This window comes from Roseomonas aeriglobus, from assembly GCA_016937575.1.
Classification (GTDB): Bacteria; Pseudomonadota; Alphaproteobacteria; order Sphingomonadales; family Sphingomonadaceae; genus Sphingomonas; species Sphingomonas aerigloba.
The window spans coordinates 1,957,552-1,970,726 of sequence record JAFHKN010000002.1; the positions used below are offsets into that span (position 1 = coordinate 1,957,552).

The 13,175-nt window shown below is 67.1% G+C and carries 12 protein-coding genes; 2 read left to right on the plus strand and 10 right to left on the minus strand.

What is annotated here, in order from left to right; translation table 11 throughout:
* Positions 1-10: 10 nt before the first annotated feature.
* Genes JW805_09850 through JW805_09865 form a run of 4 tightly spaced genes read right to left on the minus strand, consistent with a single transcriptional unit; the run spans position 11 to position 4,030 of the window.
* Positions 11-1,186 carry a beta-lactamase family protein gene (locus tag JW805_09850; protein MBN2972317.1) on the minus strand — a complete coding sequence of 392 codons (1,176 nt, stop codon included), beginning with the start codon at positions 1,184-1,186 and terminating at the stop codon, positions 11-13.
* Positions 1,183-2,433, minus strand: coding sequence for a class I SAM-dependent methyltransferase (locus tag JW805_09855; GenBank protein ID MBN2972318.1), 1,251 nt, complete (start codon positions 2,431-2,433; stop codon positions 1,183-1,185). The genes JW805_09850 and JW805_09855 overlap by 4 nt, the downstream gene beginning before the upstream one ends.
* A 32-nt stretch (positions 2,434-2,465) precedes the next feature.
* On the minus strand, positions 2,466-3,818 hold the full coding sequence (locus JW805_09860) for a deoxyribodipyrimidine photo-lyase (protein ID MBN2972319.1): 1,353 nt from the start codon (positions 3,816-3,818) through the stop codon (positions 2,466-2,468).
* Between the two features lie 47 nt (positions 3,819-3,865).
* Entirely contained in the window at positions 3,866-4,030 is a 165-nt protein-coding gene (locus JW805_09865; GenBank protein ID MBN2972320.1) for a hypothetical protein, read from the minus strand.
* A gap of 84 nt (positions 4,031-4,114) precedes the next feature.
* Here JW805_09865 and JW805_09870 point away from each other — a divergent pair, with 84 nt between their 5' ends.
* Together JW805_09870 and JW805_09875 are read left to right on the plus strand one after the other, a co-directional pair.
* Positions 4,115-5,542: a DUF2029 domain-containing protein gene (locus JW805_09870; protein MBN2972321.1), complete on the plus strand. Its 1,428-nt coding sequence runs from the start codon at positions 4,115-4,117 to the stop codon at positions 5,540-5,542.
* Between the two features lie 82 nt (positions 5,543-5,624).
* Positions 5,625-6,308, plus strand: coding sequence for a CDP-alcohol phosphatidyltransferase family protein (locus JW805_09875; GenBank protein ID MBN2972322.1), 684 nt, complete (start codon positions 5,625-5,627; stop codon positions 6,306-6,308).
* Positions 6,309-6,312: 4 nt separating this feature from the next.
* On the opposite strand, the gene JW805_09880 is transcribed toward JW805_09875, so the two are convergent.
* From JW805_09880 to JW805_09905, 6 genes are all read right to left on the minus strand, one after another.
* Entirely contained in the window at positions 6,313-7,587 is a 1,275-nt protein-coding gene (locus JW805_09880; protein ID MBN2972323.1) for an Hsp70 family protein, read from the minus strand.
* 62 nt (positions 7,588-7,649) lie between these two features.
* Entirely contained in the window at positions 7,650-8,762 is a 1,113-nt protein-coding gene (locus JW805_09885; protein MBN2972324.1) for a hypothetical protein, read from the minus strand.
* A 40-nt stretch (positions 8,763-8,802) separates the two neighbouring features.
* Complete coding sequence (locus JW805_09890) at positions 8,803-9,222, minus strand: DUF2147 domain-containing protein (protein ID MBN2972325.1); 420 nt, start codon at positions 9,220-9,222, stop codon at positions 8,803-8,805.
* Positions 9,223-9,348: 126 nt separating this feature from the next.
* Complete coding sequence (locus JW805_09895) at positions 9,349-10,998, minus strand: M20/M25/M40 family metallo-hydrolase (GenBank protein MBN2972326.1); 1,650 nt, start codon at positions 10,996-10,998, stop codon at positions 9,349-9,351.
* Between the two features lie 79 nt (positions 10,999-11,077).
* Positions 11,078-11,464 (minus strand): reverse transcriptase-like protein, encoded by a 387-nt coding sequence (locus JW805_09900; GenBank protein MBN2972327.1) that lies wholly within the window; start codon positions 11,462-11,464, stop codon positions 11,078-11,080.
* A complete protein-coding gene (locus JW805_09905) occupies positions 11,461-13,077 on the minus strand; it encodes an FAD-dependent oxidoreductase (protein MBN2972328.1) in 1,617 nt (538 codons plus the stop codon). The genes JW805_09900 and JW805_09905 overlap by 4 nt, the downstream gene beginning before the upstream one ends.
* Between the last annotated feature and the right edge of the window lie 98 nt (positions 13,078-13,175).

Here is a 13,175-nt window from a genome sequence, read left to right on the forward strand (position 1 = left end):
ATGACGATCGTTAGTTGGTCGCAGTCGCCGCCGCGATCAGCTTCGCCTGGAATGCCGCGCGTGGCGCCGACAGGTCCGCCCCCGTCGCCTTTGGCCATGCGCTGACCATCGCGATCACGATGCGCCGCGCCGGATCGACGAAGATCGACTGGCCGAAAATTCCCTGCGCGCCGAACCGCCCCTCCGGGTAGGTCCACCATTGATAGCCGTAACCATAGCCCGGCCGTCCGGTCTGCGCCTTGGCGGCGGTGGCTTCAGCAAACCAGTTCGCCGGCACGATCCCGCGACCGCCCTCCAATGCCAACTGCCCCATCCGGGCATAGTCGCGCAAGGATACCGACAGGCAGCAGCCGCTGACTTCCTTGGCCGTCTGATCGATCATCCAGACCGCGTCGGTTTCCATGCCATAGGGCTTCCAGATCTTCTCGCTCAGATAGTCGGCGAGCGGCTTCTTCGTCGCGTTGCGGACAAGAACGCCGATCAGGTTCGTCTCGCCGGTCTTGTACACCCATTTGGTCCCCGGCGCAGATTCGCGCGGCAGGGTGCGCATATAGGCAACCGTGGGGTCCTGCCCCGCCGGGACGGTCATGGTGAACATCCGCGCGACGTCCGACGTCGGGTCGGTATAATCCTCGTTCCAGCGCACGCCCGAGGTCATGGTCAGCAGCTGCGCGATGGTAACGCCGTCATAGCCGCTCCCGGCGAGCTCGGGGATGTAGCGGGTCACCGGCTCGTCGACCGACTTGATGAACCCGTCGCGGATCGCCGCGCCGACCAGCGTCGAGGTGAAGGATTTGGCGACCGAGAAGCTCGTCCAGCGCCCCTCGCGCGTCAGACCGCGGGCATAGCGTTCCAGCCGGACCTTGCCGTCCTGCACAACGATCAGCCCGGCGACGTTCTGCGCGGCGATGAAGGCGTCGACCTCGGCCGCCGCGATCGGCAGCGGCGTGCCGTCTTGCAGCGGGCGGACGCGACGGCCGGTCTTTACGGTGTGCACCGGGAACACGCGTTCCATGTACGGAAAATTCGCGTCCCGCTGCGCCTGCGACCAGAACAGCACCGCGGCACCGATCTGTTGCAGCTTGGCGACCTCTGTCGCGGGCGGCGCGGCGGACACCGGCCTAGGCGTCGGTTCCTGCGCGCACCCCGCCAACGCCAGCGCACCCGCGATCCACCAAGCCTTCATGCCCCCTCCTTCACCAATGTCACCTGCAGCACATCGATCCCGCCGCCGCGGAAGCCGCCTTCGCAATACATCAGATAATAGCGCCACAAGTCGACGAAATCCTGTCCGAATTCGCGTGGCAAGCGGCCATCGGCATAGGCCGCGTCGAACCGCTCGCGCCACATCTTCAGTGTCTCGGCATAATCGAGTCCGAACGCTCGGGCGTCGCGCCAGACCAAGCCTTCGCGCTCGGCGATCGCGCGGAATTCGCTTTCGCAGATCAGCAGGCCGCCGGGGAAGACATATTGCTGAATGAAATCGACGTTGCCGGCATATGCCTCGAAGATCGCGTCATCGATCGTGATGAGCTGGATCGCTGCGCGCCCGCCGGGCTTCAGCGCGTGGGCGATGACGCGAAGATAGTCGGGCCAATATTCGCGGCCGACCGCCTCAACCATCTCGATGCTGACGATGGCATCGTAGGTGCCGGTCACCGCGCGATAGTCGGTCAGCGTGAAGCGCGCGCCGTGCCCGACCCGGGTAGCGGCATAGTCGCGCTGTTCGGTCGACAGCGTGATACCATGGAGCTGCCGCCCGCCCGCCACCGCGACCTCGGCGAACGACCCCCAGCCGCACCCGATTTCGAGAATCGTATCGCCCGGCTTCGTCCCCGTGCGATCGAGCATCGCGGCGAGTTTGGCCGCCTGCCCCTCCTCCAACGTCATGGCGTCACGCGGAAACAGCGCGCTGGAATAGGTCATGCTGGCATCGAGCCAGGGCGCGTAGAAGTCGTTCCCCAGGTCGTAATGATAGGCGATGTTGCGCCGCGCCTGGGCCGGACCATTGCGTCGGAGCCAGTGGCGCAGGCGTCGCAGCCCCCGCGACCATGCCGCCGCACGCGCCGTCGTGCCGAGCGATGCCCGGTTGCGCATGAACAGGTCGAACAGCGGCACCGGATCCGGGCTTGACCAGTCGCCCGCTGCCCACGCCTCGTACCATCCGGCCGAGCCGCCCGTTGCCAGTCTCCACAGCGCCCGCCAACTGCGGACATGGACGACCGGCTCGGGCCCCGGCGCTCGCCCACCGAGCCGGCGGCGCGTGCCATCGGGCAGCGTCGCATCGATCCCACCCGAGACCAGTCCACGATCGACGCGGTCGAGCACACGGGCGCCCATCGCGGCAAAGATGCGGCCCGTGGTCGTCGTTTCGCCCCTGGCCGCCTTGCGCCCGCGATTGCCGTACCGTGTCCCGTGCATCAGCGCGGCCATAGCGGCCCCCGCGGCGGGGGCAAGCGAGCCGATCAGCGTGCCGCCCGTCCCGCCTCCAGCGCCCGTTCACGCGCCTCGCGATGACCGATGATCGGCTTGGGGTAGGCGGCCGGACGACAGCCGGCGGTTTCCGGGTCGTGGATCGCCGCGTCGGATATCTTGGCGAGTTCGGGTACCCATTCGCGGATATAGTCCGCCGCGTCGAATTTCTCGGATTGCACGAGCGGCGCCATGATGCGGCCCCACATATTCGAATCGATGCCCGTGCCCGCGACCCACTGCCAATTGACCGCATTGTTGCCGAAATCGGCGTCGACCAGACAGTCCCAGAACCAGCGTTCGCCCTCGCGCCAGTCGATTAGCAGGTGCTTAATCAGGAAGCTGGCAGTGATCATCCGGACGCGATTGTGCATCCACCCCGTCGCCCACAGCTGGCGCATGCCGGCATCGACGATGGGATAACCGGTGCGTCCCTGCTGCCAAGCCTTCAGGTCCTTAGGCGCGTGTCGCCACGGCAGCTTGTCGAACTTGGGTCGACCGTTGGCGTCGGCATAGTCGGGCCGGTCGAGGATCACGCCGCTGGTGAAATCGCGCCAAGCAAGCTCCTTGTGGAACGTCAGCGCCGCCTTGCCGCCGCCGACCAGATGCCAGGCATCGCGCGGCGAGATTTCGCCCATGTGCAGGTGCGGCGACAGACGCGAGCTGCCGTCGATCGAGGGCATATTGCGGTCGACGTCATAGGCTGCGACACGGTCGGCAAAATCCCTTGCCGCCTCCCGTGCCGCCGCTTCGCCCGGCGTCCAGACCTCGAAGCCGCCCGACCAGTCGGGCTTGGTCGGGAGCAGATTCCAGTCGGCGAGCGCATCCGACGTCGGCCATGTGGAGGGGGCGGAAATCGCGCGCGGCGCGGGCAAAGGCTCCTCGGGCGGCATGCGTGTCGCGAGCGCCTTCCAGAACGACGAATAGACCTTGAACAGCCCGCCCGATCCCGTCGTGACGTCCTCTATCGGTGCCAGGTGATTGCCGTCATGCAGGCAGAGCCGATCGCCCAGCGCGTCCTCCGCCTTGCGCCACCACGGCTCGTAATGACGAATGGCATGGATGTGACTTGCACCCGTTTCCTCAGAGAGTTTGTGAAGTTCCGTCAGCGCATCGCCCCGGCGCAGGATCAGGCGCGAGCCCTTGTCCTTCAGCGCTTTCCCGAAAGCCTCCAGCGCATGGTGCAGCCACCACCGCTGCGCCGCACCGATCGCCCAGTCGCCCGGCGCCTTGTCGTCGAGAATATAGACCGGGATCACCGCCCCGGCATGCGCGGCCGCGACGAGGGCGGGTTGATCGTGCAGGCGAAGGTCTTGGCGCAGCCAGAGGATCACGGGATCGGACATCGCCGAATTACGCGCATGGCCGCCTACCGTTCCGCCTGCGTTTTGATTTAGCGGTTGGCGTCCGACACCAGCTGCGCCCCGCTCAGCAGGTCGCGGCGAACTTCGTCGAACATTCGACCGCGATCCTTTATCCGCAGTCCGGTTGCCGACGTCGTGGTCCGAATGCCATCGCTTTCGACCAGCCAGACTTGGGTCAGCCCGCGTTCGGTCAAATATTCACCGAAGAACGTTTTCGCCTCAGGTTCGGTCGCCGCACAGCGGATGACAAAGTGTGGGTCAGCGGCTAGGCGGCCGCGATGCGGGCCCTGACCGATCCGAAACTGCGTCTGATAGTCCTGCTATCGGTGGCCATCGCCGCGCGAGCACTGGCGTTGGGAAATCCACTCGTCCATGTCGACGAGGATTTCTACTTCGTCGCGGCCGGCAAGATGCTCGATGGCGCCCTGCCGTTCGTCGACCTGTGGGATCGCAAGCCGCTCGGCCTGTTCCTCGTCTATGCGCCGGCCGCGGCCCTGCCGTTCCCGCTCGGTATCTGGGCCTATCAGGCGATGGCGCTGGCCAGCGTGGTCGCGACGGCGATGATCATCGCCCGCTTCGCGACCCGCGCCGGCTGGGCGACAGGCGGGACCGCGGCGGGCATCGCCTATATCCTATGGCTCGACATGATGGGCGGTGTCGGTGGACAGTCACCGGTCTTCTACAACCTGCTCATGGCGACAGGCGCATGGCTGACGGCGACTGCCGACGGGCCGACGCGTCGCCGCAGGGGTCTTGCCGCGATGGCGGTCGTCGGGCTGGCGATCCAGGTCAAATACAGCGTCGTCTTCGAAGGCATGATGTTCGGTCTGTGGCTGCTCGTCGGCGAATGGCGTGCGCGACGGTCGGCGGCGACGCTTATCGGCTACGGTACGGGGCTGGTCGCACTGGCAGTAGGGCCGACGGCGGCGGTCTTCATCGCCTATGCCGCGGCAGGTCATGCCGACGCGTTCGTCTACGCCAATTTCACCTCGATCACGCTGCGCAAGCCCGATCCCTGGCCCTATCCGCTGACCGCTGCGTTGGAGCTACTTCTCATCCTGTCGCCGCTGATCGCGATGACCGGTGGGTCGAGCCGGCTGCGACCGGCCGACGGCGATCCCCGGATGCGCCGGTTCGTCTATATATGGCTAGCGGCGGCGCTGGCCGCCATCGCCATCTTCGGCGGCTTCTACGAACATTATGGTCTGCCCGCCGCTCTGCCAGGTGCGATCGGCGCGTCCGGATTCCTAGGCGCCGGCCATTGGCGCGGACGCGCGACCGTCGCCATCCTTGGTTTCGCCGCACTGGTCGCGCTGGGCACCGTGACGGTCAATCGCTACCGCCGGGGGGACGGCGCCGACCTCGCCAAGCTGACCGACGCGATCGGTCGGGGGCCCGGGTGCCTGTACATCTATTCCGGCCCCGCAATGCCGTACCGCGTGACCCAGCGCTGCACGCTGACGGCCTATCTTTTCCCCAGCCATATGCAGCATGGACGCGAAACCGGGGCGATCGGCGTGGATCAGGCGACCGAGCTGCGGCGCATCTTCGCCCGCCGGCCGGACGTCGTCGTCAACCAACCGCTGTATCCCGGCGAGCGCGAGGATATCCGATCGCTCTACCATGCTCTGCTCGCGCGGGACTATCGGTTGTCGGCCGTAACCCCGATCGGCGACCATGATATCCAGGTCTGGGTGCGACGGTAGCGCGTCCGGCAAACGCGCCGGGCCGATGTCACATGGCTGTAACAGGATTTGCGCGCTTACGCCGCTTGCGGCATTAGGCGCTATGGCAAGCCTTCCATCCGACGCCCCAAAGCTCACTCGCATCCAGGAAAACTGGCTGGCCGCGCGGGAACGGCGCATTCTCAACTGGTTGTGCGCGCGGATGCCCGCATCGGTGACGCCGGACCGGCTGACGGCGCTCGGGATGTTCGGCGCGGCGATGATCTTCGTCGGGTATTTGGGCAGCAATTTCGGCTCGGCATGGCTGCTGCTGTCGCTGGCCGGCTATGCCATCCAATGGTTCGGGGATTCGATGGACGGCAGCCTGGCGCGGTTCCGGCGGATCGAACGGCCGTCCTACGGCTATTTCCTCGACCACAGCTGCGACGGTCTCGCCAATCTGCTGATCGTCGGCGGGATCGGCCTGTCACCGTTCGTTACGATGGACGTCGCGATGGTCGCGCTGGCAGGCTATTTCCTGATGTCGATCCACGCCTTCCTGTCGGCGCGAGTCATGGGCGAGTTGCGCCTGTCCTATCTCGCTGCCGGCCCGACCGAGCTGCGGCTGTTCCTGATGGCCCTGACCATCGCGATGATGGTTGTCGGTCCCGACCGCGACGTCATCGGCAGCATTTCCGGCTTCGACCTGATTGTCGGCGCGATCGGCGCGATCCTGATCCTGTTGTTCGTTGTCCAGACGCTGTCGGTGTCGCGCCTGCTCCTGGCCCGCGGCGAACAGAAGGACTGAGCGCTCAGTCCGTCCACTGCGCGAGATCGACCGTCTCACCGATCAGCGCGAGGCCGTGGGAAATCGAGGTCAGCTCGTTTCCTGTTTCGATCCGCCCTTCCCCGAATCGCCGCTCGAACAGCGTGCGGATCGCGGGGATCAGCGATGATCCACCGGTCAAAAAGACGCGGTCGATCGCGTCGGCGTCCACGCCCGCTTTGGCCAGCGCCGCATCCATCGCCGCTTCGATCCGGACGAGGTCGGGCGCGATCCAGCGTTCGAAGTCGGCGCGGCTGACGTCTGCCGCTATCTCCACCCCGCCCCCTTCGAAGCGGAATTCGGCATGGGGTTCGCTCGACAGCGCGCGCTTGGCGCGGCCGACGGCGTCGTACAGCGGAAACCCCTGTTCGTGCTCGATCAGCGAAATCAGCCGCCCGATCGGCGCAGGGTCGAGCGCGTCGCGATGCAGCTTGCGCAATTCCTCCAGCGTGCGGCGGTTGCGCATCAGCGCCAGGCGCGACCAGTCTGCGAAGTCGTTGAAATAGCCGCCGGGGATTTCCAGCACTTTACCGAACGATCGATAGGCACCGCCCTTCCCCAGCAGCGGCAGCAACAGATGGCTGACGATCCGCTGGTCGAATCGGTCGCCGGCGATGCCGACGCCGGCAGCGGCAAGCGGTGTGCAGCGCCGGGTGGCGCCCGCCTCCGCCACGGTGACCACCGAAAAGTCGGTCGTACCGCCGCCGAAATCGGCGATCAGGATCGTGGCCGGATCGGTCAGCCGCTGGGCATAGCTGTAGGCGGCGCCAAGCGGTTCGTAGACATAATGAAGCTCGACGCCGAAGTCCTTCAGCATCAGGTCGTAACGTTGGCGGGCGAGCGTGGGGTCGGGCCGCGCACCGGCATATTCGACCGGGCGCCCGACGACGACCCGACGCGGACGGTCATCGAGCCGTCCGCCGGCGTGGCGGACCAGCGACTGCAGGAACAGCCGGCCCATATCCTCGAAGCGGAACGGTGTGTTGAAGATCAGCGCCCGTTCGAACAGCGGGCTCGCGGCCACGGTCTTGAACGACTGGATGAATCGGCTGTCGAGCGGTGCCGAAAGAAATTCGGCGATCGCCCAGGGGCCCGCTTCGTGCGCGATCCCGTTCCAGCCTCGCTCCTCTTCCCAGAAGCACAGCGCCGAGCGGAAGACCTCGCCCGTCGCCTCGGCACCGGCGAAGGCGATCAGGTCCGACCGTCCCTGCCCGTCGCTCAGCGAGACGACGGTGTTGGTCGTCCCGAAATCCAGCCCCAGGGCCGGCTCGCCCGTCGTCCCGCTCACCCGCACCTCCGTCGCCCCGCCCGCCGGGGCGGCGCCTATCGCACGGCTGATACGGCGGGCCAATCCTTGGCGAAAAGGCGGCGGACCTCGGCGATCGTCGGCACCTGTTTCCAGCCAATTCCGATGTCACGCCGCCGGGCCCCGGGCCCGCGCGATCCGACTTCGGCAAAGCGTGAGTCCTGCGGGTGGAACACCGCGGTCTTGCTGCCGTCGCGCGCGGTGCCCCCCATGCTGGTCCAGCCGTCGGGGTGAATGTGCGCGTCCATCGTGCAGTCGATGAACACCGCCTGCCCGATCGCGTTGGGATCGGCATAACGGCCGTCGGCGAAGCGCGTCGTCGGATGCCACGGCCGGCCGAGCGCGATGCTCGAGTCGGCAACGCCTGGCTCGCGGGTCAGGCGCGAGCGGTAGATGACGATACCGACCGGCTGCGTGATCGGCGTCGAAGGCGCGGTGATGAAGGAGGCGAAGCCGCCCTCCGTCATCGGTGTGCCGCGGCGTCGCGTGCGGATCTCGCTGTCCTCGATCAGCATCATTCCGTTGCCGAAGATGAAATCGACGTTCCCCGCGACCAGGCCGTTGCGGATCACCGCACGCCGCCCACGGGTCAGCAATGTGTCCTGATAGCCGAGCATCGCGACCCGATCGAACAGCACGCGGTCGCTGGCGGTATCGAGCGCGACGGCAACCGCCTGCGACGCCGACACCTTACGCGGATCGCCTGTCGGCAGCGCATCGTTGGCGGGGTGGTCGAAATCGTTTTCGATCGTCAGGTCGGTGACCGTGACGTCCGCCGCGGCGATGGTCAGGGTCGCGGAACCGGCGGTTCCCCAGGCGTTACGATCATAAGTCGCCGCGCTTTCGGCGACGGCACCATAATGCAGCCGGGTCCTGCCGACGCCCGCGCCGACCAGCCGGACGTGCGCGCGGCGGATCGTCGGCTTCTCGGGGTAATCGCCTGCGCCGACGCGGATCGTCAGCCAGCGATCCGATGTGTCGCGATCGGCGGCAGCCAGCGCGTCGGTGATGGTGGCGAAGCAGGCAGGCGTCTTACCGCAATCCCGCCGAACGGTCAGATCCGTCTTCGCATGCGCGGCGGTGGCGGTGGCGGTCAGCAGACCGAGAGCGAGAAGATAAAATCGGTGCACGCGTCACGGTCTACCGCGCCGGCGGCAAATGTCATCCGCCTCAGTTCAGCCGCAGCCATGTCGTCGATTTGCAGAACAGACCTCCGAGCACGCAGCCCTTGCCGACCAGCTTGTCGTCGGGCGTCACGCGCAGCTTGCCTGCAAAGGTGCGGCCGACGGTCGGCACAAACACCTTGCCGGTATACCCACCGTCGCCGGTCGGGCGGAATTCGCGGAAGATCTGCGTCCCCTCCAGCCGCTCGGTCCCCTTTTCACGCGCCGAGGCCTGGGCCTTGGGACTGGCCCAAATGATCGTACCGCACACCGCATCGCCGCAGGGATAGGCGCGGATATGGACGGTGTTCTTCACATTACGCCATTCACCGCTCAGCGTCTGGCCGCCTGCGGCTGGCGCTGCGGTCGCGGGGGCAGTGCCGAGCGCCAGCACGGCGGCCGTTATCGCGCACAAACTTCCGCGCATGCACCAATCTCCAATCATAGCTTGGAAATGATGTGGGGGCCGAAGCCGACGAAAAAAGGGGCGAGCCGGGGCAGGAATGTGACGGGGTGGTCGGGGGGTAGGGACCGGGCGCGCGGGCCGCGGCCCTTAACGCGAGCGCGCTTCCGCCAGGCTCTTTTCCCGAATGGCGCGAAATTCGGACCCCGGCTTCCACTGCGGCCATGCCCTGCCGCGGGCGAGTTCGCCCCCGATCCGCCCGACCAGCGCAATGTCCTGCATCGCCCCGGCCAGGTTCCAATCGGGGCTCCAGGCGTCGCAGGCCTGGTGATAGCATTGGCCGGTATAGGCATCGATCCAGGCCTGCCCGGCCTTCACGCCGCCCTGTTTGAGATCGGAGGCGCCGGCGATCCCCATCAGCAGCATCACGGGCACGCCGCGCTTGGCAAAGCTGAAATGGTCGGCGCGGTAGAACAGACCGCGTTCGGGCAGGCTCTCGGGCGTTACCCGCCGCCCCTGCGTCGCGGCGACGCGGGCCATGTCGTCCTCCAGCGTATTCTGGCCCTTGCCGACCAGAACCACATCGTTGGCCGCGCCTGCGGTCTGGAGGATGTCGAGCGTCAGATTGGCGACCGTCTTCGCCATCGGATAGACCGGATTGGCGGCGTAATATTCCGAACCCAGCAGCCCTCGTTCTTCTGCGGTCCAGGCGGCAAAGACGACACTGCGCTCGGGCTTCGGGCCTGCCATCAGCCCGCGCGCGATCTCGAACATGCCGGCGATGCCCAACGCATCGTCATTGGCCCCGGCACGGTAGATGCGACCCTGGGCATCGGGTTTGCCCTTGCCATAGGCATCCCAGTGCGCACCGAACATCACGACCTCGTCCGGCCTCGTCGTGCCGGGGATGCGGGCGAGAACGTTGCGGCTGATCAGCCCCTCGTGCGCCACCGGCACATCGGCGGCGAAGCGGATGCCGGTCAGTTCGATCGGGCGGAAGTCGGGCCGGCGCGCGGCGGCCTTCAGGGTATCGAGGTCCTGCCCCGCCGACGCGAACAGGCGGCGCGCGGCGGCGTCGGCGATCCAGCCCTGCAGGCGAACGCTGGTCAACGCGTCGGGCTTGCGCTCGATATCGTAATTCTCGCCGCCGGGGCTGACGACCACGTTCCAGCCATAGCCGGCGCCGGCGGTATCGTGGACGATCAACGCCCCGACCGCACCCTGTCGGGCCGCTTCCTCGAACTTGTAGGTCCAGCGGCCGTAATAGGTCATCGTCCGGTCGCCGAACTTGCCAGCGGCGGGTTCGCCGGCTTTCGCTTCGAAATCGGGGTCATTCACCAGGAAGACGACGACCTTGCCCTTCAGGTCGGCGCCCTTGAAATCGTCCCACTGGCGCTCGGGCGCCTTCACGCCGTAGCCGACAAAGACCACCGGCGCGTCGATCACCGAACGATCGTCGGGGCGGATCGTCGACAGGTAGACATCGGTGCCGAGTTGGAGCGGCATGTCGGCCGCGCCCTTGAAGGCGAGCGTCGTCGGCGTGCCGAGTTTGGTGTGGACCAAGGGTACACGCTGGACCCACTGGCCGTCCGGGCCGGCGGGTTGCAGGCCGAGTTGCTCGAAGCGGGCGATGAGATAACCGATCGTCCGCTCTTCGCCTGCGGTGCCGGGCGCGCGGCCTTCGAACGTATCGGAGGCGAGCGTGCGGACCGTCTGGGTGATGCGGGCGGCGGCATCGTCCTGCGCATGGGCGGCAGTGGACGCGAGCAGCGCGGCGGCGAGCGGGAGGACGCGGGTCATGGCCGCTACCTATCGTGCAACGTCGGCGTGATGAAGCCGTAACCGCGCTCCGGCCTTCGCTGGGGCACAAGGAACGGTGTCAGACCAGCGGCGGAAACATCACCCGTCCGCCATGCAATCGCTCAAGCGCGATGCCGGCGAGGTTCTGCGCGCGGCGAACGTAGCGAAGGCGGATGCGATCCGGCTTCGGCATCGCTCGAAACGCTTCCGCCAGCGACCGATAGGCCATCGGCACCCGCACCGCCCCGCTTGCCTGCGCGATCACCGCAGCGGCGTCACCCAGCAACACCGCATCCTCGACGCCCAGTTCGACCGCCAGCCTCACGGCCACGATCAGCGCGCGCCATTCGGCTTCCATGCTGGTCCCCAGCCCCAGACCCCGCGCAACGTGCATCCGCCCGCCGACGACCACCGCCAGCTCCATCCCGGCCGGACGCAGGCCACCATCGAAGAACAGCTTGGTCACGCGCGCACGATGCTGCGCGCCACCGCCTCGGCCGTCTTGATGCCATCGACCGCAGCCGACAGGATGCCGCCGGCATAGCCCGCGCCTTCCCCCGCCGGGAACAGCCCGCGGGTGTTGAGGCTGTGCCCATCCTCCCCACGGGTAAAGCGCACGGGGGAGGAGGTCCGCGTCTCGACCCCGGTCATCACGACGTCGGGATGGTCGTAGCCAGCGATCTGCCGACCAAACACCGGGATTGCTTCCCGCATTGCCTCGACCACAAAATCGGGCAGCACGTGCGCGAGGTCGGTCGGCGTTACGCCGGGTCGGTAGGACGGCACGACCGACCCCAGCGATGTGGACGGCCGGCCGGCGAGAAAATCCCCCACCCGCTGCGCCGGCGCGAAATAATTGGAGCCGCCGGCGACGAACGCCTTTTCCTCCAGGGCCCCTTGCAGGTCGATCCCCGCGAGCGGATCGCCGGGATAGTCGCGCTCCGGGTCGATCGCGACGACGAAGCCGGAGTTCGCATTGCGCTCGTTGCGCGAATATTGGCTCATGCCGTTGGTCGCAACGCGACCTTCCTCCGACGTTGCGGCGACGACGGTGCCGCCGGGACACATGCAGAAGCTGTAGACCGTCCGACCGTTCTTGCAGTGGTGCGAGATGTGATATTCGGCCGCGCCCAGGATCGGGTTGCCCGCGTCCTGCCCGAAGCGTGCGCGGTCGATCCAGCTTTGCGGGTGTTCGATGCGGACTCCGATCGAAAAGGGCTTCGCCTCGACGTATACGCCCGCTGCCTGCAGCATCGCGAAGGTGTCGCGCGCGCTGTGGCCGACCGCCAGGACGACGTGGTCGGCCTCGATATACGACCCGTCGTGCAGGTGCAGCCCGCGGATTTGACGGTCGCCCGCCCCCGCAGTCTCGATATCCAGCCCCTCGACCCGCATGCCGAAACGGTACTCGCCGCCCAGCGCCTCGATCTGCGCGCGGATGCTCTCGACCATCGTCACCAGGCGGAAGGTGCCGATGTGCGGGTGCGCCTCGGTCAGAATTTCGGGTGGCGCGCCGGCTTTGACGAATTCGGTCAGCACCTTGCGATTGAGGTGCCGCGGGTCCTTGATCCGGCTGTAAAGCTTGCCGTCGGAGAAGGTCCCCGCCCCGCCCTCGCCGAACTGGACGTTGGATTCGGGGTTCAGCACGCTCTTGCGCCACAGCCCCCAGGTATCCTTGGTTCGCTCACGCACCACCTTGCCGCGCTCAAGGATGATCGGGCGGAAGCCCGCCTGCGCCAGGATCAGCGCGGCTAGCAGACCGCAGGGTCCGGCACCGATCACGACCGGGCGGCGGACGCCCGACGGGGCCATGATCGCGGGCTTGTAATGCGTGTTGGGAGTCAGGGCGATGTCGCGGTCGCGCTTGAACCGCGCCAGCACGGCGCCCTCGTTCTTCACCGCGACGTCGACGGCATAGACCAGCGCGATGTTCGTCTTGTCGCGCGCGTCGTTGCCACGACGGGCGATCGAGAAGCGGATCAGCTCGCGCGGGGTGATTCGCAGACGCTTGCAGATCGCGGCCGGCAGGGCTTCGTCGGGGTGATGGAGCGGTAGTTTCAGGTCGGTAACGCGGATCATGTCGCGCGGCCTGTACCGCACGGTGACACGCTCTGCCACCGCTTGCCGCAGCGAGCCGACCCGACGTGTCGCCGGACGGACCGACCATCGGTCCGCGA

Bases quoted from the DNA above. Each gene is read 5' to 3' on its own strand.
- JW805_09875 (MBN2972322.1), top strand. From the start codon at position 5,625: ATGGCAAGCCTTCCATCCGACGCCCCAAAGCTCACTCGCATCCAGGAA.
- JW805_09855 (MBN2972318.1), bottom strand. From the start codon at position 2,433: ATGGCCGCGCTGATGCACGGGACACGGTACGGCAATCGCGGGCGCAAG.
- JW805_09870 (MBN2972321.1), top strand. From the start codon at position 4,115: ATGCGGGCCCTGACCGATCCGAAACTGCGTCTGATAGTCCTGCTATCG.
- JW805_09890 (MBN2972325.1), bottom strand. From the start codon at position 9,222: ATGCGCGGAAGTTTGTGCGCGATAACGGCCGCCGTGCTGGCGCTCGGC.
- JW805_09850 (MBN2972317.1), bottom strand. From the start codon at position 1,186: ATGAAGGCTTGGTGGATCGCGGGTGCGCTGGCGTTGGCGGGGTGCGCG.
- JW805_09895 (MBN2972326.1), bottom strand. From the start codon at position 10,998: ATGACCCGCGTCCTCCCGCTCGCCGCCGCGCTGCTCGCGTCCACTGCC.
- JW805_09860 (MBN2972319.1), bottom strand. From the start codon at position 3,818: ATGTCCGATCCCGTGATCCTCTGGCTGCGCCAAGACCTTCGCCTGCAC.
- JW805_09905 (MBN2972328.1), bottom strand. From the start codon at position 13,077: ATGATCCGCGTTACCGACCTGAAACTACCGCTCCATCACCCCGACGAA.